The following is a 20216-nucleotide window of genomic DNA, read 5'->3' as shown; positions in this document are numbered from 1 at the left end:
CATTTTTGACGAAAAATGGCGGAAGTGTCATTTTCGACACCTGACGACATCGAATTCAGACGGCAGCGTGATTCTGCGCGAGCGTCGCCAGGGTCAGCGATTCGCCACGTTCGGTGGCTTCATACAGCGCGTTATACACGCCGTTGATTTTGCCGAGGAAATGGTTGAACACCGCCTCGCGCTGGTCGATGTGGATGGTGCCGTCCAGCATTCCGTCATCCCCCAGACGGGCGCGACCAATCAACACGCTCGCCTCGTCGTCCCGCGCTTCAATGGTGTAATTGAAAATATGCCCGTTGAACGCCTGCTCAGGTGTCACGCGGATCAGGAAGTGGTCGAACAGCCAGAAGCCGAGCCCGCTGTCGTTGTTGCAGCCCACGCTCAGGTGCAGACTGGCTTTAGAGAGGGTGATGGCCTGAACCAGGGAATTGCCGTAGTGGTTCCAGTGGGAACGGAGCACACGCTGCTGCCCGGCAATAAAATTGGCTTTTTCGCTCAATTCGTTAAGTGTCATGGTGATGTACCTGATGCGTCATATGTAAAGAGTTGGCATCACTAAGCACATTTCATGCCATTTTTTAACTAGTTGATTTTGTACAGCATTATTTTTTAACGCCTGCCAGATCACAAAAAATGACATGTCATTTCGTCATCTTTGTCAGGGTTGCGTGTTACCCCGCCCCTGCTCCTCGCTAAAAGCTGGCATCAATATTGCTTTAACCCACATGAATTCACCGGGAATAGCACAATGCACGAAATCACCCTCTGCCAGCAGGCGCTGGAATTGATCGAACAACAGGCCCATCAGCATCACGCGAAGCGGGTGACGGATGTCTGGCTGCGCGTCGGCGCTTTTTCCTGCGTGGAAAGCAGCGCGCTGGAATTTTGCTTTGAGCTGGTGTGCCGCGGCACCCTGGCGGAAGGCTGCGGGCTGCATCTCGAAGAGCAGCAGGCGGAATGCTGGTGTCAGGACTGCCAGCAGTATGTCCAGCTGCTCACCCACCGCGTTCGCCGCTGCCCACAGTGCGGCGGCGCGAGTCTGAATATCGTCGCCGACGACGGACTGCACATCACGCGTCTGGAAATTGAACAGGAGTAAATCATGTGTACCACCTGCGGTTGCGCCCACGGCAACCTCTATATAGAAGGTGACGAGCGGAATGCCCATTCCGCTTTTCGCAGCGCCCCTTTCTCTCCGGCTCCGCGCCAGACGTTTCAGGTCACGCGCATTGGCGGCAGGGAGTTTGCGCCCACCGAACAGCAGCCGGGCCAGCTTGATTACGGCCAGGGGGCCGCAGGCACGCACGCGCCGGGAATGAGCCAGCGCAAAATGGTCGAGATTGAGCTCGACGTGCTGAGCAAAAATAATCAGCTCGCCGAACGTAACCGCCAGCGGTTCAGCGCCCGGAACCAGCTGGCGCTGAATCTGGTCTCCAGCCCCGGCTCCGGTAAAACCACCCTGCTGACCGAGACCTTAAAGCGCTTACAGCAGCGCGTCGCCTGCGCGGTGATCGAGGGCGATCAGCAGACCGTGAATGACGCCGAGCGGATCCGCGCCACCGGCACCCCGGCGATCCAGGTCAATACCGGTAAAGGCTGTCATCTGGACGCGCAGATGATCCATGACGCGATGCAGCGCCTGCCGCTGAGTGAGGGCGGGATCATGTTTATCGAGAACGTTGGCAACCTGGTCTGCCCGGCGAGCTTCGATCTCGGCGAACGTCACAAGGTGGCGGTGCTCTCCGTCACCGAGGGCGAAGACAAACCGCTGAAATATCCGCATATGTTCGCCGCGGCCTCCCTCATGCTGCTCAACAAGGTCGATCTGCTGCCGTACCTGAATTTTGACGTGGAGAAATGCCTCGCCGCCGCCCGGGAAGTGAACCCGGATATCGCGATCCTGCTGGTCTCCGCCACGCGCGGCGACGGAATGGACGCCTGGCTTGACTGGCTGGAGGCGCAGCGATGTGCATAGGCGTTCCCGGTAAAATCAGTGCCATCGTGGAGGGGATGCAGGCCAAAGTTGAGGTCTGCGGCGTGCTGCGCGATGTGGATCTGACCCTGGTTGGTGCCCACGACGAAAACGGCAACAGCCGTCTCGGCCAGTGGGTGTTAGTCCATGTCGGCTTCGCCATGAGCGTGATTAATGAAGAGGAGGCCCTGGACACCCTCGCCGCGCTACAGAATATGTTTGACGTTGAGCCGGACGTGGGCCCGCTGCTGTTTGGCGAGGAGTCCCGCTGATGCGCTTTGTTGACGAATACCGCGACCCGCAGAAGGTGATGCAGCTGATCGAGACGCTGAAAACCCGCGCCGCAGCCTTACCTTATACCCCCCAGCGCCCGCTGCGGATTATGGAGGTCTGCGGCGGACACACCCATGCCATCTTTAAGTTCGGCCTCGACCAGCTTCTGCCGGAGAACATCGAGTTTATTCACGGCCCCGGCTGCCCGGTGTGCGTCCTGCCGATGGGGCGGATCGACACCTGCATTGAGATCGCCAGCCACCCGGAGGTGATCTTCTGTACCTTCGGGGATGCGATGCGGGTGCCGGGTAAAAACGGCTCCCTGCTGGATGCCCGGATGCGCGGCGCGGATGTGCGGATTATCTACTCCCCCGCCGACGCGCTGAAGCTGGCGCAGCACAACCCGGACCGTAAAGTGGTCTTCTTCGGCCTGGGGTTCGAAACCACCATGCCCGCCACCGCCCTGACCCTGCGCCAGGCGAAGGCCGCTAACGTGGAGAACTTCTTCTTTTTCTGCCAGCACATCACCCTGATCCCGGTGCTGAAAAGCCTGCTCGAACAGCCGGAAAACGGCATCGACGCCTTTCTCGCGCCGGGGCACGTCAGCATGGTGATTGGCACCCACGCCTACGATTTTATTGCCGGTGAGCATCAGCGCCCGCTGGCGGTGGCCGGTTTTGAACCGGTGGATCTGCTGCAGGGGGTGTTGATGCTGGTGGAGCAGAAAATCGCTGGCGTCAGCCAGGTGGAAAATCAGTACCGTCGCATCGTGCCGGAAGCGGGTAATCCCGTGGCGCAGGCCGCCATGGCCGAGGTGTTTAGCATCGAAGGTGAAAGCGAATGGCGCGGGCTGGGGGTCATCGACCACTCCGGGGTGCATCTTACCGGGGCCTATCGCCAGTTTGACGCCGAGCGCCACTTCAGCACCCGTGCGCAAGACATCTGCGACGATCCTGAGGCACGCTGCGGCGCGGTTCTGACCGGGCGCTGTAAACCGGCCCAGTGTCCGCTGTTTGGTAACAAGTGCACGCCGCAAAGCGCCTTTGGCGCTCTGATGGTGTCATCGGAAGGGGCGTGTAGCGCCTGGTATCAGTACCGTTCTCAGGAGTGTGAAAGTTGAAACAGATAACCCTCGCCCACGGGAGCGGCGGCCAGGCCATGCAGCAGCTGATCGGCGCGCTTTTTATGCGCGCCTTCGCCAATCCGCTGCTGAACGAGCAGGAAGATCAGGCCCGCATTCCCCTGCACGAACTCACCGCCCAGGGCGACAGGCTGGCCTTTTCCACCGACAGCTACGTGATTGACCCGCTGTTCTTCCCCGGGGGCGATATCGGCAAGCTGGCGATCTGCGGCACGGCTAACGACGTGGCGGTCAGCGGGGCGATCCCGCGCTGGCTCTCCTGCGGCTTTATCCTTGAGGAGGGGCTGGAGATGGCAACGCTGGAACGCATCGTGACCAGCATGGCCGCCATGGCCGCGGCGGCGGGTATTAGCATCGTCACCGGCGATACCAAAGTGGTGCCGCGCGGCGCGGCGGATAAGGTGTTTATCAACACCGCCGGTATCGGTTCGATTCCCGAGGGGGTAAACTGGGGCATGCGCCAGATTGCGGTCGGCGATGTGCTGCTGGTCAGCGGCACCCTGGGCGATCACGGTGCGACCATCCTCAACCTGCGCGAAGGTTTAGGCCTTGATGGCGATCTGCAGAGCGACTGCGCCGTCCTGACGCCGCTGATTCAGGCCCTGCGGGCGGAGCCAGGCATCAAAGCCCTGCGCGATGCCACCCGCGGCGGCGTCAATGCCGTCGCCCATGAATTTGCCGCCAGCAGCGGCTTTGGCATTGAATTACAGGAGGGGGCGCTCCCCGTGAAGCCCGCCGTGCGCGGTGCCTGCGAGCTGCTGGGGCTGGATCCGCTCAACTTTGCCAACGAAGGCAAGCTGGTTATTGTCGTTAGCCGCCAGGAAGCGGAGCGCGTGCTAGGCTTAGTACGTCAACATCCTCTGGGCCAGGATGCCGCCATCATCGGTGAAGTGGTCGAGCGTAAAGGCGTCCGACTCACCGGACTTTACGGCGTGAAGCGCACCCTTAACCTGCCGCATGCCGAACCGCTGCCGCGTATTTGCTGACAGCAGACTCTCATTTTCTGGATATCACGCATGTCGTATACACCCACGAACGATCCCCTCGATCAAGGACTGTTCGATATTACCCGCACCCTGCTGCAACAGCCCGATCTCTGCGCCCTGGCGCGGTCGCTGACCTGGCATGCCCGGCAGATGAATCTGGCCGATCGCGCCACTATTCTGCTCTGGCAGTCAGAGCAGCGTCGTGTCTGTCTGTACGGCACCGACACGCAGGATCGGGATATCCGCTGTGAAGATGAGCCGCTGCTGGCGAACGGACCTTTCCGCCGTATGCTGTCGCGTCCGGACGTGCTGCACTGTCCGGCGGAGACCTTTAAAGAGACCTGGCCCGCGCTGGCCGGGCTGGATCTCTATCCCTCTTTTGCCCACTACTGCCTGACGCCGCTGGCGGCCGACGGACGGATCTTCGGTGGCTGCGAGTTTCTGCGCGACAGCGATCGCCCCTGGAGCGACAGCGACTTTACCCAAGTGCAAACCCTGACCCAGGCGGCCGGTCTGGCGGTGGAGCAGATCATGGCTCGGCAGAATAACAGCGACAGCTATGAGGTGCTGTGCCGGGAACGTAACGACTTTCGCCTGCTGGTCGCCATCACTAACGCGGTGCTGTCTAAGCTCGACCTCGATGAGCTGGTGACGGAGGTCTCCCGGGAGATCCATCGCAACTTCAGCATCGACTCCATCAGCATGGTGTTGCGCAGCGAGCGCAAGGGCAAACTCCTCGTCTACTCCACCCACTACCTGGATAAAAACGCGCCGCTGTACGATCAGAGCGAGGTGGACGAGAAAGGCACGCTGTCTGAAAAAGTGATGCATAGCAAAAAGATGCTGATGCTGAACCTGCACAGCCGCGATCAGCACGCCCCCTACGAACGTATGCTGTTTGATATGTGGGGTGAACAGGATCAGACCCTGTGCCTGTTCCCCTTAATTTTCCGCGATCGGATCCTCGGCACCCTGAAGCTGGCCCAGTGCAAGGCCCAGGTCTTTACCCCTTCAAACCTGGAGCTGCTGAACCAGATCGCCGAACGTATCGCCATTGCCGTGGATAACGCCCTCTCCTACCGCGAGATCAGCCACCTCAAGGAGCGGCTGATCGACGAGAACCTCGCCCTGACCGAGCAGATCAACAACGTCGCCACCGATTTTGGCGAAATCATTGGCCGCAGCTCGCCGATGATGACGGTGATGAAGCAGGTGGAGATGGTGGCCCACAGCAACAGCACGGTGCTGATCCTGGGGGAGACCGGCACCGGTAAAGAGCTGATTGCCCGCGCCATTCATAACCTGAGCGGCCGCAGCGAGCGCCGGATGGTGAAGATGAACTGTGCGGCAATGCCCGCCGGGCTGCTGGAAAGCGATCTCTTCGGTCACGAGCGCGGAGCCTTTACCGGCGCCAGCGCCCAGCATATTGGCCGCTTTGAACTGGCGGACAAAAGCACGCTGTTCCTCGATGAAGTGGGCGACATGCCCATTGAGCTGCAGCCGAAGCTGCTGCGCGTGCTCCAGGAGCAGGAGTTTGAGCGTCTCGGCAGCAACCGCACCATTCACACCGACGTGCGTCTTATTGCCGCCACTAACCGCGACTTAACGCAAATGGTCGCCGATCGTGAGTTTCGCAGCGACCTTTACTACCGGCTCAACGTGTTCCCGATCTTCCTGCCACCGCTGCGGGAACGTCCGGAAGATATCCCCCTGCTGGTGAAGTCGTTCACCTTCAAGATCGCCCACCGTCTGGGGCGCAATATCGACAGCATCCCGGCAGATACGCTGCGTCAGCTCAGCAAGATGGAGTGGCCGGGCAACGTGCGCGAGCTGGAAAACGTGATTGAGCGCGCGGTGCTCCTCACCCGCGGCAACGTCCTGCAACTGTCGCTGCCGGATATCGACTACCCGCGCTTTGTCAGCGCCGCGGCACCGGAGGCGGCAGTCAGTCCGATCCGCGAAGGCGAGGAGGAATATCAACACATTATGCGGGTGCTGAAAGAGACCAACGGGGTGATCGCCGGGCCAAAAGGGGCAGCCAAACGACTGGGGCTGAAGCGCACCACGCTCCTGTCGCGCATGAAGCGCCTGGGGATCGATAAGAACGCCATTTTGTAAGATGCAGGAGGGAAATATCACCCGGATGAGCGGAATATAATGCTCAGGATTTTGGGGTGCTATTTCCCTGTCATATTCGCCGCCATTTTTGTTTTCCCTCCGCAAATTTCGCCACATTAAGACATTTCTCAAGAAAAATTCAGACGGCGCTCAGCCCTTATCTCATGGGAAATTGCGCCGTTTCGCGCGCGGCAAAAATCATGCCACAAGCCAATACAGGGTTGTCTCAGATTCTGAGTATGTTAGGGTATGGCCGGTTAATTATATTCACTGGTAATGATATCGACATAAATAAATAACGGGACATTCTTTATTGCATGGCAATTAAATTAGAAGTTAAGAATCTTTATAAGGTATTTGGCGAGCACCCGCAGCGCGCATTCAAATATATTGAAAAAGGTCTGTCAAAAGAACAAATTCTGGAAAAAACCGGGCTGTCGCTTGGCGTTAAAGACGCCAGTCTGGCCATTGAAGAAGGCGAGATTTTTGTCATCATGGGGTTATCCGGTTCGGGTAAATCCACTATGGTTCGCCTTCTCAATCGCCTGATTGAACCCACCCGCGGGCAGGTGCTGATTGACGGTGTGGATATCGCCAGAATATCGGACGCCGAACTCCGCGAGGTGCGCAGAAAAAAGATCGCGATGGTGTTTCAGTCGTTCGCCCTGATGCCGCACATGACGGTATTGGACAATACCGCGTTTGGCATGGAATTAGCGGGCGTACCGGCCAGTGAGCGCCAGGAAAAAGCGCTGGATGCGCTGCGTCAGGTGGGGCTGGAAAATTACGCCCATGCGTACCCGGATGAACTTTCCGGCGGGATGCGTCAGCGCGTCGGATTAGCCCGCGCATTAGCGATCAACCCCGATATATTATTAATGGACGAAGCCTTCTCGGCGCTCGATCCCTTAATTCGTACCGAGATGCAGGATGAGCTGGTAAAACTGCAGTCGCGGCATCAGCGCACTATTGTCTTTATTTCCCATGACCTTGATGAAGCCATGCGAATTGGCGATCGTATTGCCATTATGCAAAATGGCGAAGTGGTGCAGGTAGGGACGCCGGATGAAATTCTCAATAATCCGGCCAACGATTATGTGCGCACCTTCTTCCGCGGCGTGGATATTAGCCAGGTGTTCAGCGCCAAAGATATTGCCCGCCGATCCCCGAACGGCATTATCCGTAAAACGCCAGGTTTCGGCCCGCGCTCGGCGCTGAAGCTGTTGCAGGACGAAGACCGGGAATACGGTTATCTGGTTGAACGCGGCAATAAATTTGTCGGCGTTGTTTCCATCGACTCCCTGAAAACCGCCCTTGGCGAAAATCTGGGTATCGATGCGGCGTTAATCGACGCTCCGCTTGCCGTGGACGCCGAAACGCCGCTCAGCGAGTTGCTCTCCCACGTTGGCCAGGCACCCTGTGCGGTGCCGGTGGTTGGAGAGGAACAACAGTACGTCGGCATCATCTCAAAACGCATGTTGCTGCAGGCTTTAGATCGCGAGGGGGCAAACAATGGCTGATCAATCTAACCCGTGGGGCACCACCGAGGCCGCCGACAGCGCGGCACAATCCGCTGACGCGTGGGGCTCTTCCACAACGGCAGCACCCGCGCCAACCGACAGCGGCGCGGCAGACTGGCTGACCAGCGCCCCGGCGCCTGCGCCAGAACACTTCAACATTATGGATCCGTTCCATAAAACCCTGATCCCGCTCGACAGCTGGGTCACCGAAGGGATCGACTGGGTGGTGACGCACTTCCGCCCGGTGTTCCAGGGCATTCGCGTGCCGGTGGACTATATCCTCAACGGCTTCCAGCAGCTGATGCTGGGGATGCCGGCCCCGATGGCTATCGTGCTGTTCTCGCTGATTGCGTGGCAGTTTGGTAGCGCCGGGATGGGCGTAGCGACGCTTGTCTCGCTGATCCTGATCGGCGCGATCGGAGCCTGGTCGCAGGCGATGATCACCCTGGCGCTGGTGCTGACCGCCCTGCTCTTCTGCGTGGTGATTGGCCTGCCGATGGGGATCTGGCTGGCGCGCAGTCCGCGGGCGGCCAAAATTATCCGCCCGCTGCTGGATGCGATGCAGACTACCCCGGCGTTTGTCTACCTGGTGCCAATCGTAATGCTGTTCGGCATCGGCAACGTGCCGGGCGTGGTGGTGACCATTATCTTCGCCCTGCCGCCGATTGTGCGTCTGACCATTCTGGGCATTAACCAGGTGCCTGCTGACCTGATCGAAGCCTCGCGCTCGTTTGGTGCCAGCCCGCGCCAGATGCTGTTCAAAGTCCAGCTGCCGCTGGCGATGCCGACCATTATGGCGGGCGTGAACCAGACCCTGATGCTGGCCCTGTCGATGGTGGTGATCGCCTCGATGATCGCCGTGGGTGGTCTGGGCCAGATGGTGCTGCGCGGCATTGGTCGTCTCGATATGGGGCTGGCCACCGTCGGCGGCGTCGGGATCGTGATCCTCGCCATTATTCTTGACCGCCTGACCCAGGCCGTCGGTCGTGATTCACGCAGTCGCGGCAACCGTCGCTGGTATACCACCGGCCCTGTCGGGTTAATCACCCGCCCATTCGTAAAATAAGGAACAACGATGCGACATAGCGTAATTTTTGCCACAGCGTTTGCCACCCTTGCCTCCACCAGCGTATTTGCTGCCGATCTGCCGGGCAAAGGCATTACCGTGCAACCGGTACAGAGCACCATCTCCGAAGAGTCGTTCCAGACCGGGCTGGTCAGCCGGGCGCTGGAGAAGCTGGGCTATACCGTCAGCAAGCCCAGCGAAGTGGATTACAACGTGGGCTATACCTCTATTGCCTCCGGCGATGCCACTTTTACCGCCGTGAACTGGCAGCCGCTGCATGACGACATGTATGCCGCCGCCGGGGGCGACAAGAAGTTCTACCGCGAAGGCACCTTCGTGACCGGCGCGGCGCAGGGGTATCTGATCGACAAGAAAACCGCCGACCAGTATCACATCACCAACATCGAGCAGCTGAAGGATCCGAAGATCGCCAAACTGTTCGATACCAACGGGGATGGCAAAGCCGACATGATGGGCTGCTCCCCGGGCTGGGGCTGTGAAGCGGTGATTAACCACCAGAACAAAGCCTTCGACCTGGCGAAAACCGTAGACGTCAGCCACGGCAACTACTCGGCGATGATGGCCGACACCATCGCCCGCTTTAAGGAAGGCAAGCCGGTGATCTATTACACCTGGACGCCGTACTGGGTGAGCGATGTGCTGAAGCCGGGTAAAGATGTGGTCTGGCTGCAGGTGCCGTTCTCCTCCCTGCCGGGCGAGCAGAAAGACATCGACACCAAACTGCCGAACGGCATGAACTACGGCTTCCCGGTGAACACCATGCACATCGTTGCCAACAAAGCCTGGGCGGAGAAAAACCCGGCGGCGGCGAAGCTGTTCTCGGTAATGAAGCTCCCGCTGGCGGATATCAACGCCCAGAACGCGATGATGCACGCGGGCAAATCTTCTGAAGCCGATGTCCAGGGTCACGTGGACGGCTGGATCAAAGCCCACCAGCAGCAGTTCGATGCGTGGGTGAATGAGGCGCTGGCCGCGCAGAAGTAAGTACTCGCTGACTTCCCTCTCCCTTTGGGAGAGGGTTCAGACCGCACAATCCAGCACTTAACATCTCCCCGCCTCCCTTCGTCATCCGTTATTATGGTTTCTGAAAAAATAATCACTCAACTAATGATTTCAAAAACCTGATGACAAAAACTAATCAAGGGCTTAGCCCCGCACTTATCCTGCTGATGTCAGTGGCAACCGGTCTGGCGGTCGCCAGTAACTACTACGCCCAGCCGCTGCTGGAGACCATCGCCCGCAACTTTTCGCTCTCGGCAAGCTCGGCTGGCTTTATCGTGACCGCCGCTCAGCTGGGGTACGCCGTGGGCCTGCTATTCCTCGTGCCGCTGGGGGATATGTTCGAACGCCGGGCGATGATTGTCTCCATGACCCTGCTGGCCGCCGGGGGGATGTTGATCACCGCCTCCAGTCAGTCGCTGGCGATGATGATCCTCGGCACCGCCCTGACCGGCCTGTTCTCGGTGGTGGCGCAGATCCTGGTCCCGCTGGCGGCAACCCTCGCCTCGCCGGAAAAACGCGGTAAGGTGGTCGGGACCATTATGAGCGGCCTGCTGCTGGGGATTTTGCTGGCGCGTACCGTCGCCGGTCTGCTGGCGGGTATCGGCGGCTGGCGCACCGTCTACTGGGTGGCGTCGGTGCTGATGGTGGTGATGGCCCTCGCCCTGTGGCGCGGCCTGCCAAAGGTGAAGTCAGAAACCCATCTCAACTACCCTCAGCTGCTGGGCTCGGTCTTTAGCCTGTTCACGCGCGATAAACTGCTGCGTACCCGGGCACTGCTGGGCTGTTTCACCTTCGCTAACTTCAGCATTCTCTGGACCTCGATGGCCTTCCTGCTGGCCTCTCCGCCGTTTAACTATTCCGAAGGGATGATCGGCCTGTTTGGCCTGGCGGGCGCGGCCGGTGCGCTGGGTGCGCGTCCTGCGGGCGGTCTGGCGGATAAGGGCAAATCGCATCTTACCACCAGCGTCGGGCTGGTAATGCTCCTGCTCTCCTGGGCGGCGATCTGGTACGGACATGTCTCAGTGCTGGCGCTGATTGTCGGCATCCTGGTGCTCGACCTCACCGTGCAGGGAGTGCATATCACCAACCAGACCGTGATCTACCGCGTCAAGCCGGATGCGCGTAACCGCCTGACGGCCGGGTACATGACCAGCTACTTTATCGGCGGTGCCGCCGGGTCACTCATCTCGGCATACGCCTGGCAACATGGCGGCTGGACGGGCGTGTGTGCGGCCGGGACGGTCATGGCGCTGGTTAACCTGCTGGTCTGGTGGCGCGGCTACCATCGTCAGGATGCCATTCAATAAGGGTTACATAAGTTTGGGGCTCCTCAGGGTGTTAAGGAGCCCCTCAGTCTGTTATGGTGACGTAATCATTTATTCCGGAAATTTTTATGTGGGTAGGATATTAGAATACCGCATGAATAGCTTACGCCCGAAGACCCATCCCCGTTTTGCCAGTGCAATCCCCTCTTTTCTGTGCTTACCGGGTCACGGATCTACCCGGCTCTTGATGACGGTGAAATTTGTCTGATGGATTTTAGCCGCACAAATAATTCATTTACATTATTTGTCACTGTCGTTACTATATCGGCTGTAATTAATGAGGTTATGCCCAAATGGATAGTTCGTTTACGCCCATTGAACAAATGCTTAAATTTCGCGCCAGTCGCTATGCAGATTTCCCGTATCAGGAGATCCTGCTGACCCGTCTCTGCATGCACATGCAGGGCAAGCTGCTGGAAAATCGCAATAAGATGCTGAAAGCTCAAGGGATTAACGAGACGTTATTTATGGCGTTGATTACGCTGGAGTCTCAGGAAAACCACAGCATTCAGCCGTCTGAGCTGAGCTGCGCCCTGGGTTCGTCTCGTACCAATGCAACCCGTATTGCCGATGAGCTGGAAAAGCGCGGCTGGATTGAACGCCGTGAAAGCGACAACGACCGTCGCTGTCTGCACCTGCAACTGACCGAGAAAGGTCACGAATTCCTGCGTGAGGTGCTTCCACCTCAGCACAACTGCCTGCATCAACTCTGGTCGTCTTTAAGTGGTACCGAGAAAGAGCAGCTCGAGCATATCACCCGTAAGCTTCTCACCCGTCTGGATCAGATGGATGAAGACGGCGCCGTTCTCGAGGCGCTGCGCTAACGCGACGACACGCTCCAGAAAATCCAGATTCATAAGAAAACCGAACAGGCCAGCACGCATACTGCTGGCCTTTCTGATAACAGGTCGGCGCAGCCGATGTGAAATAATAAGATCGTGGAGAAAATCATGAGCGCAAATGCGGAGAACACAACCCCGCAGCAACCGGTCAACAAGAAGAAAGGCAAACGCAAGCGCGCCCTTCTGCTGCTGACCTTGCTCTTTATTATTATTGCCGTGGCATATGGGATCTATTGGTTTTTAGTACTGCGTCATAGTGAAGAGACGGATGACGCGTACGTGGCAGGGAACCAGGTTCAGATTATGGCGCAGGTGTCGGGCAGCGTGACGAAAGTCTGGGCTGACAATACCGACTTTGTGCAAAAAGGCGACGTGCTGGTGACGCTGGATCCCACCGACGCCCAGCAGGCGTTTGAAAAAGCACAGACCGAGCTGGCCTCGAGCGTGCGTCAGACCCGTCAGCAGATGATCAACAGCAAGCAACTGCAGGCCAACATCACCGTGCAGAAAACCGCCCTCGCCCAGGCGCAGAGCGATTTTAACCGCCGTGTTCCGCTCGGCACCGCCAACCTGATTGGCCGTGAAGAGCTGCAACACGCCCGTGATGCGGTCGCCAGCGCGCAGGCCCAGCTCGATGTTGCCATCCAGCAGTACAACGCCAACCAGGCGATGGTGCTGGACACGACTCTCGATCAACAACCAGCGGTGAAACAGGCGGCGACGGAAGTGCGCAACGCCTGGCTGGCCCTTGAGCGAACCAAGATTGTCAGCCCGATGACCGGCTATGTGTCCCGTCGTTCGGTGCAGCCTGGTGCGCAGATCAGCTCCTCTACCCCGCTGATGGCGGTAGTGCCAGCAACCAACCTGTGGGTGGATGCTAACTTCAAAGAGACGCAGCTGGCGCATATGCGTATCGGCCAGAGCGCCACGGTGGTCAGCGATATCTACGGTGATGAAGTGAAATACACCGGGAAAGTTGTCGGCCTGGATATGGGTACCGGTAGTGCCTTCTCCCTGCTGCCTGCCCAGAACGCCACCGGGAACTGGATCAAAGTGGTTCAGCGTCTGCCGGTGCGTATCGAACTGGATGAGAAACAGCTGGTGGATCATCCGTTGCGTATTGGCCTTTCCACGCTGGTGACGGTCGATACCGCCAACCGCGACGGTCAGATGCTGGCGAACCAGGCGCGTTCTAACCCGGCCTACGAAAGTAATGCCCGTGAGATCAGCCTTGAGCCCGTGAATAAGCTGATCGATGAGATCGTGAAGGCGAACGCCGGTTAATCCGAAGGTGAGCGTTATGCAGCAGCAAAAACCGCAAAAACCGTTGGAAGGCGCGCAGCTGGTCATCATGACCATTGCGCTGTCGCTGGCGACATTCATGCAGGTGCTGGACTCCACCATCGCGAACGTGGCGATCCCGACCATCGCCGGGAACCTTGGCTCATCCCTGAGCCAGGGGACATGGGTCATCACCTCGTTCGGGGTGGCGAATGCCATCTCCATCCCGATCACCGGCTGGCTGGCAAAGCGCGTCGGGGAAGTGAAACTCTTCCTCTGGTCCACCATCGCCTTTGTGATTGCCTCCTGGGCGTGTGGGATGTCAAACAGCCTGACCATGCTGATCTTCTTCCGCGTGATCCAGGGGATTGTCGCCGGGCCGCTGATCCCGCTGTCGCAGAGTCTGCTCCTCAACAACTACCCACCCGCCAAACGCTCTGTCGCGCTGGCGCTGTGGTCGATGACGGTGATCGTCGCGCCGATCTGCGGCCCGATTCTGGGCGGCTATATCAGCGATAACTATCACTGGGGCTGGATCTTCTTTATCAACGTGCCGATTGGCGCGCTGGTGGTTTTGCTGACCCTGCAGTCGCTGCGCGGTCGTGAAACCCGCACCGAACAACGGCGTATTGATGGCGTGGGGCTGGCGCTGCTGGTGCTGGGCATCGGCAGTCTGCAGATCATGCTCGACCGCGGTAAGGAGCTGGACTGGTTCGCCTCGCAGGAGATCATCGTGCTGACGGTGGTGGCGGTAGTGGCGTTGAGCTTCCTGATTGTCTGGGAGCTGACGGATGACAACCCGATAGTCGATCTGTCGCTGTTTAAGTCGCGCAACTTCACCATAGGCTGTTTGTGTATCAGCCTTGCCTACATGCTCTACTTCGGCGCGATTGTTCTGCTGCCGCAGCTGTTGCAGGAGGTCTACGGCTATACCGCCACCTGGGCGGGGCTGGCGTCGGCACCGGTCGGGGTGATCCCGGTCCTGCTGTCGCCGATTATCGGCCGCTTCGCCCATAAACTCGATATGCGTCGGCTGGTGACCTTCAGCTTCATTATGTATGCGGTGTGCTTCTACTGGCGTGCCTATACCTTTGAGCCGGGTATGGACTTTGGTGCCTCCGCGTGGCCGCAGTTCATTCAGGGCTTTGCGGTGGCCTGCTTCTTTATGCCACTGACCACTATCACCCTCTCCGGCCTGCCGCCGGAACGGATGGCGGCGGCCTCCAGTCTGTCGAACTTTATGCGTACGCTGGCGGGCTCTATCGGTACCTCGATGACCACCACCATGTGGACCAACCGCGAGTCGCTGCACCATGCCCAGCTCACGGAATCGGTGAACGTGTTCAATCCGCAGGCGCAGGAGGTGTACAGCCAGCTGCAGGGGATGGGCATGACCGAGCAGCAGGCGTCGGGCTGGATAGCGCAGCAGATCACCGCGCAGGGGCTGATTATCTCGGCTAATGAGATCTTCTGGATATCCGCAGGCGTGTTCATTGTGCTGTTGGGGCTAATCTGGTTCGCCAAACCGCCGTTTGGCGCGGGCGGCGGAGGCGGTGGCGCGCACTAAGCCTCTGACAAGAAAAACGGATCTGCATGCAGATCCGTTTTTTTATGGGTGCGGTACCGGCTACTTAATGCCGATGATTTTAATCGTAATGATCGAGACCGTACCGGGCGGCACAAAGCCAGGCACGCCCGCTTCGCCGTAAGCCTGCTTCGCCGGAATGTGCAGTTTGGCCTCCCCGCCCAGCCCCAGCTTTTTCACGACCGTCTGGAACAGCGGCGGTAAATCTTTCACCCGGCTGGCGCGCACCTCTTTACTGGACATCACTTTCCCGGTGCCCAGTACCTCATCAAGCTCGGTAATGATCTCATTCTGACCCGTGATCAGGGGAGCATCACCTTGCTGAATCACCCGGTAGATGGCACCATCCGGCAGTCGTTTGGCCCCTTTCTCCTTCGCCGCCTTAGCCATGATCGCTTTGCTCTGCTTTTCGTTTTCGCTTTGCGTCGCGACAAACTGCTTTTTCTGTACCTGGTCCAGCGCGGCCAGCTCCTTCGTCAGCGTGGCAGGCGCCAGCTGGAGCTTATTATTTACCTTGTCGCTAAAGCCCTGCATAAAGGCATTGAGGTCGAGCTTTTTGTTCATTCCATCCAGCTTGCTCTTCTCACGATCTGCCGCATCGCCATACCAGGTACCAATGGCGTAGCTGGTCAGGGTATCTTTTGCCGCAGCCTTATCGATCTTCACCCGCGGCTTTTCCGCTCCCTCTTTGCCAGGTGCCGCCTGGCTCTCCTTCAGCTTCTGGTTTTCGGCCGTCAGCGTTGCGAGGGAAGCGCTTTGCGTTTTCTGCTGCTCTTCAAGCGAGGCTTTTTGCGTCTGAAGCAGGGTCAGCTGCTTTTTCAGCTCCTCAGCCTCTTTCCCGGCGGTAGCCAGCTGGGAGACCAGCGCACCGCTTTTGTCTTTCTCGCTGCCAACGCTAGTTTTCTGCAGAGCCAACAGGGATTCCTGAGACGCGATGACTTTTTTGGCATCTTCAAGCTGGTTATGCACGATCCCGGACTTCACCTTTTCATTGTTCAGCAGCTTCTCCTGCTCGGCCATCCGGGTTTCCAGGTTCGCTTTTTGCAGGTTCAGCGCTGACAGCTGGGCTTTCAAGGCATCAGCCTCTTTCACCGCGCCAGTGCTCTTATCGCTGCTGGTTTTGAGGGTGGCGAGCTGGGCTTCCAGCGCTTTCTTCTGGGTTTGCAGCTCGGCCAGCTCTTTAGTGAGCGTCACGTTTTTGGCACTGGCGTCTTTCAGCGAGGCCAACTGGGTTTCCAGCGTTTGCTTCTGCGTTTGCAGATCGGTGAGTTCCTTCGACAGCGCGGCGCTTTTGTCGTTAGCCGCTTTCAATGAAGCCAGCTGCGTTTCCAACGCCGTCTTCTGCGTCTGCAGGTCGGTCAGATCTTTGGTAAGGGTCGCGTTTTTCGCACTGGCTTCTTTCAGCGAGGCCAGCTGGGTATCCAGCGTTTTCTTCTGCGTTTGCAGATCGGTCAGCTCTTTGAGGAGTTTCTCTTTGTCGCTTCCGGCGCTGCTCTTCTGCACGGCCAGCAGCGATTCCTGCGAGGCGATCACTTTTTTGGCGTCTTCGAGCTGGTTCTGCGCAATCTCAGACTTTGTCTTCTCGCTGTTGAACGCTTTATCCCGCTCGGCCAGCCGGGTTTCCAGAGTGGCTTTTTGCAGGTTCAGCGCTGACAGCTGGGCTTTTAAATCGTCGAGCGCTTTAGTCAGGCTGTCGCGCTGCGCGTTGGCGTTTTTCAGCTGATCTGCCAGCGCGGCATTTTTATGTTGATCGACCTCAGCGGGCTTAGGCAGCGTCGCAATGAGGCTCTCAACGGCGAGCTTTTGCGCGCTGCCGTCCGGCTGTGATTTAAGCCAGGCGAGGGCCTGCTCTTTCTCAGCGACGCGCTCCTTCTCGTGAGCGACCGCCTGTTCCAGTAGCGCCTTTTCGCTCTCTACCGCGCTCAGCTGTTTATCTAATCCGGCGATAGTGGAATTGGCCTTGCGAAGCGCTTCGGTAAGTCGGGACAGTTTGGCCTGATTAACCGCGACGGCCTTGTCGTTTTTAGCAGGCACCGCACGAGCTGCAGGACGAGCAGGCTTTGCGGGCTGCGGTGCGGCGTCCGGCGGATTTGTCGTGGTTTCTGGAGCGATAAAAGGACTGGTTGAATCGTTACCGATAATTTTTTCATTATTCAGGCGTTCCAGTAAATCCGTTCCGGCTGCAAACGCCTGCCCACCCGATAATAACAATCCGCAGTACAGTGCTGCGCTGAAGTATTTATTCATAACTTATTCATTTCATTAGCGCGGTTCATCATATTGGTATAAACCGTATTACGAATCCTTACGCATACCAGCGACAGCTTTTTATTAATCTCGGTAAGCATAACCTCTGAAGCGTTATCATCGACCAGGGATTTATTCGACTCATAAATTCGATAGTTTTTATTTATATTATCGAACTGCTTACGGTAGGATTCATAGGCCACCGGGTCGAGCTTTTGCAGCGCAGAGAACTCCTGATAGCACTGCACCTCCTGCTTGCGTTCGGCGGGAGCTTTGGCAATAGGCGTTGTAACGGGTTTAGAAGTGCAGGCAGATAAGAGAAGAGCAGAAAAAAGAATCGCGGAGCCCGTAAAATAAAGTTTCATAAATCCCTCTGAATTATTATCTATTCCATGAAATATTAACGCATCTATAATTGCAGTGAATGAGCGCTAATCTATCATCCATAGATATAATATATAAAAAACTATCATGCGTTGAATTTAATAATAAAGAGAAAGAGAGGGATGCACAACGAGAGACAGGCTTTTAGGAATTTATAAAGAAACTAATATTACCCGGCACACTCCTTGCTGAGGGCCGGGTAATTTGCTAGATGTGCAGTTCCTGCAATTTATCTTTAGGCAGGGCCAGCTCTTCATTGCTGTTAACGCGAACATCACGCTCAAGAATATGACGCGCAATCTCCTGCGCTTCTTCCAGGGAGTGCATCTGGTAGGTACCGCACTGGTAAACGTTCAGCTCCGGGATCTGGTTCTGCTCTTTCACCTTCAGCACGTCTTCCATTGCGGCTTTCCACGCATCGGCGACGCGTTTCTCTTCCGGCACGCCAATCAGGCTCATGTAGAAACCGGTACGGCAACCCATCGGGGAGATATCGATGATCTCAACGCCGTTACCGTTCAGGTGATCGCGCATGAAGCCAGCAAACAGGTGCTCCAGCGTATGAATGCCTTTCTCCGGCATGACTTCTTTATTAGGTACGCAGAAACGCAGGTCGAATACAGTGATCGTGTCGCCGTGCGGGGTATGCATGGTCTTCGCAACGCGTACAGCAGGGGCTTCCATACGGGTATGGTCGACAGTAAAGCTATCTAATAACGGCATACGTCACCTCCGATAGTGATTTTTTTAAAAAAAAATGAACTCTTCATTTCAACGCGAGTCTGAGTATATGAAAGACGCGCATTTGTTATCATCATCCCTGTTCTTCAGAGATGTTATTTTGGCCACAGCGATGTGGCCTTTTTCTTTTCTGTCAGGCCTGTTTCGCCAGGAAATCGTCAAACGACTCAGTATCCGCCGCTTCAATCTCACCCTGACGTACCACCGATGCATCGCGCTCCGCAGCAAAATCGGCTTCGCTTAACACCTCCAGTGGCTCCTGCTGCAGCATATCGCGATACTCCGCCGCCAGCGCACGCCCGGTACCGCCAATCCCCTGATCAATCATAGAACGCAGAATGCGCGCCGAGAATGTCAGCTCGGGGTTATCAAAACACTCGACCAGCTGGTCGCAAACCTGCTGATAGGCTTCGCCACCGTAAACGCTGTCCAGCGTATGGGCGACGCGTTTAAGATCGCTGAACAGATCTTTCCCCACCTGCTGTAACGAGAACTGCGCCGTTTGACAGCCGATGCCCAGCGTCAGGCCAGGCTTGCGCCCTTCGAGGATCACCCGGTTCCAGTTGGTACGGGTGCACAGCAGTTCATCAGCGCTCATTTCCGGCGCATCGGCCAGCACGCACCAGACCATAAAGAGATCGAGGAAGCGTACCTGCTGCTCGTCCACGCCAATTGGGGAGAACGGGTTAATATCCAGGGAACGCACTTCGATGTATTCAATACCGCCGCGTTGCAGGGCATCAGACGGGGTCTCGCCGCTGCGGGTGACGCGTTTTGGACGGATCGGCGCGTACAGTTCGTTCTCAATCTGCAGAACGTTAGTGTTGATTTGCAGACGTTTACCGTCCTTCTCGAGCCCGATTTCGTCGTATGCTTCCGACGGCGTTTTGATCGCCCGCTTCAATCCTGCCACATACTCGTGCAATTCGTTAAACGTAATTCCGAGATTGCTTTGCGACTTATTGGTATAACCCAGGTCGCTGAGGCGCAGGGAGGTGGCGTACGGCAGGTAGTACATGCCGCATTCGGTCTTCTCGAACGGCAGTGTGGTCGGTTTGCCCTGCAGGAACGAGGAGCAAATCGCCGGCGATGCGCCGAACAGATACGGAATAACCCAGCCAAAGCGATAGTAGTTACGGATCAGGCGGAAATAGCCTGCTGAGATCGCCTCTTTGTCCGTCTCGCCGCACTTAGCCTGCCAGAATGCCATCGGCAGGGAGAAGTTATAGTGCACGCCAGAAATCGTCTGCATCAGCGCGCCGTAGCGGTTTTTCAACCCTTCGCGATACAGCGTTTTCAGACGACCAATATTCGACGTGCCATACTGCGCCAGCTCGATGTCCTGGCCCTGCTCGATATAGCAAGGCATGCTGAGCGGCCACATACGCTCATCACCCAGATTGCGGGCGCTGTAGCGGTGAATATCACGCATGATCTTCAGCATGTGGTCAATATCGCCATCCACCGGCGTGATGAACTCAAGCAGTGCTTCAGCGAAATCAGTCGTGATCCACTTATGGGTCAGCGCCGAACCCAACGCCTGTGGATGGCCCGTCGTTGCAAGACTGCCATCCGCGTTAACGCGCAGCGTTTCGCGCTCAAGACCGCGCTGAATACCCTTCAGAGCCTGAGGGTGGTTTTCCAGCCAGGCCAGTGCCTGTGATACGTCCGGGATCAATTCGACCTCCCGCCTGTCAAAATCATTTTATTTA

General features: G+C 57.5%; 18 protein-coding genes. 13 read left to right on the top strand and 5 right to left on the bottom strand.

Annotated elements, in window-relative coordinates; all coding sequences use genetic code 11:
- Positions 1–55 precede the first annotated feature (55 nt).
- Positions 56–514, bottom strand: coding sequence for a transcriptional regulator (locus WFO70_RS15735; RefSeq protein ID WP_337017347.1), 459 nt, complete (start codon positions 512–514; stop codon positions 56–58).
- A 234-nt stretch (positions 515–748) separates the two neighbouring features.
- Here WFO70_RS15735 and hypA point away from each other — a divergent pair, with 234 nt between their 5' ends.
- The 13 genes from hypA to emrB all read left to right on the top strand — a co-directional run bounded on the left by hypA (position 749) and on the right by emrB (position 15114).
- Complete coding sequence (gene hypA, locus WFO70_RS15730) at positions 749–1099, top strand: hydrogenase maturation nickel metallochaperone HypA (protein WP_337017345.1); 351 nt, start codon at positions 749–751, stop codon at positions 1097–1099.
- A 3-nt stretch (positions 1100–1102) separates the two neighbouring features.
- Positions 1103–1975, top strand: a complete 873-nt coding sequence (hypB, locus tag WFO70_RS15725) for a hydrogenase nickel incorporation protein HypB (protein ID WP_337017344.1) — start codon at positions 1103–1105, stop codon at positions 1973–1975.
- Positions 1966–2244, top strand: coding sequence for a HypC/HybG/HupF family hydrogenase formation chaperone (locus WFO70_RS15720; RefSeq protein WP_337017342.1), 279 nt, complete (start codon positions 1966–1968; stop codon positions 2242–2244). The genes hypB and WFO70_RS15720 overlap by 10 nt, the downstream gene beginning before the upstream one ends.
- Positions 2244–3365, top strand: a complete 1122-nt coding sequence (hypD, locus tag WFO70_RS15715; RefSeq protein ID WP_337017340.1) for a hydrogenase formation protein HypD — start codon at positions 2244–2246, stop codon at positions 3363–3365. Before WFO70_RS15720 ends, hypD begins: the two co-directional genes overlap by 1 nt.
- Positions 3362–4372, top strand: coding sequence for a hydrogenase expression/formation protein HypE (hypE, locus tag WFO70_RS15710; RefSeq protein ID WP_337017338.1), 1011 nt, complete (start codon positions 3362–3364; stop codon positions 4370–4372). The genes hypD and hypE overlap by 4 nt, the downstream gene beginning before the upstream one ends.
- A 30-nt stretch (positions 4373–4402) precedes the next feature.
- Positions 4403–6490, top strand: coding sequence for a formate hydrogenlyase transcriptional activator FlhA (flhA, locus tag WFO70_RS15705; RefSeq protein ID WP_337017336.1), 2088 nt, complete (start codon positions 4403–4405; stop codon positions 6488–6490).
- A gap of 317 nt (positions 6491–6807) precedes the next feature.
- Positions 6808–8010 (top strand): glycine betaine/L-proline ABC transporter ATP-binding protein ProV, encoded by a 1203-nt coding sequence (gene proV / locus WFO70_RS15700; RefSeq protein ID WP_337017334.1) that lies wholly within the window; start codon positions 6808–6810, stop codon positions 8008–8010.
- Positions 8003–9076 (top strand): glycine betaine/L-proline ABC transporter permease ProW, encoded by a 1074-nt coding sequence (gene proW, locus WFO70_RS15695; protein ID WP_337017332.1) that lies wholly within the window; start codon positions 8003–8005, stop codon positions 9074–9076. The genes proV and proW overlap by 8 nt, the downstream gene beginning before the upstream one ends.
- Before the next feature lie 9 nt (positions 9077–9085).
- Positions 9086–10081: a glycine betaine/L-proline ABC transporter substrate-binding protein ProX gene (gene proX / locus WFO70_RS15690; protein ID WP_337017330.1), complete on the top strand. Its 996-nt coding sequence runs from the start codon at positions 9086–9088 to the stop codon at positions 10079–10081.
- Between the two features lie 140 nt (positions 10082–10221).
- A complete protein-coding gene (locus tag WFO70_RS15685) occupies positions 10222–11406 on the top strand; it encodes an MFS transporter (protein ID WP_337017328.1) in 1185 nt (394 codons plus the stop codon).
- 311 nt (positions 11407–11717) lie between these two features.
- Positions 11718–12248, top strand: a complete 531-nt coding sequence (gene mprA / locus WFO70_RS15680; protein ID WP_032613564.1) for a transcriptional repressor MprA — start codon at positions 11718–11720, stop codon at positions 12246–12248.
- Positions 12249–12374: 126 nt separating this feature from the next.
- Positions 12375–13550 carry a multidrug efflux MFS transporter periplasmic adaptor subunit EmrA gene (emrA, locus tag WFO70_RS15675; RefSeq protein WP_337017326.1) on the top strand — a complete coding sequence of 392 codons (1176 nt, stop codon included), beginning with the start codon at positions 12375–12377 and terminating at the stop codon, positions 13548–13550.
- 16 nt (positions 13551–13566) lie between these two features.
- Entirely contained in the window at positions 13567–15114 is a 1548-nt protein-coding gene (emrB, locus tag WFO70_RS15670) for a multidrug efflux MFS transporter permease subunit EmrB (protein WP_337017324.1), read from the top strand.
- 60 nt (positions 15115–15174) lie between these two features.
- On the opposite strand, the gene WFO70_RS15665 is transcribed toward emrB, so the two are convergent.
- The 4 genes from WFO70_RS15665 to gshA form a co-directional block, all read right to left on the bottom strand.
- On the bottom strand, positions 15175–17379 hold the full coding sequence (locus WFO70_RS15665; RefSeq protein ID WP_337017322.1) for an FKBP-type peptidyl-prolyl cis-trans isomerase N-terminal domain-containing protein: 2205 nt from the start codon (positions 17377–17379) through the stop codon (positions 15175–15177).
- Entirely contained in the window at positions 17376–17744 is a 369-nt protein-coding gene (locus tag WFO70_RS15660) for a hypothetical protein (protein ID WP_337017320.1), read from the bottom strand. The genes WFO70_RS15665 and WFO70_RS15660 overlap by 4 nt, the downstream gene beginning before the upstream one ends.
- Positions 17745–17970: 226 nt before the next feature.
- Complete coding sequence (luxS, locus tag WFO70_RS15655) at positions 17971–18486, bottom strand: S-ribosylhomocysteine lyase (protein ID WP_142486882.1); 516 nt, start codon at positions 18484–18486, stop codon at positions 17971–17973.
- 151 nt (positions 18487–18637) lie between these two features.
- Positions 18638–20182: a glutamate--cysteine ligase gene (gene gshA, locus WFO70_RS15650; protein WP_337017317.1), complete on the bottom strand. Its 1545-nt coding sequence runs from the start codon at positions 20180–20182 to the stop codon at positions 18638–18640.
- Positions 20183–20216: the final 34 nt, after the last annotated feature.

The organism is Leclercia sp. AS011 (assembly GCF_037152535.1).
GTDB lineage: Bacteria > Pseudomonadota > Gammaproteobacteria > Enterobacterales > Enterobacteriaceae > Enterobacter.
The sequence above is the reverse complement of the archived record's forward strand: the minus strand, read 5'-3'. Positions and strand labels throughout refer to the sequence as shown.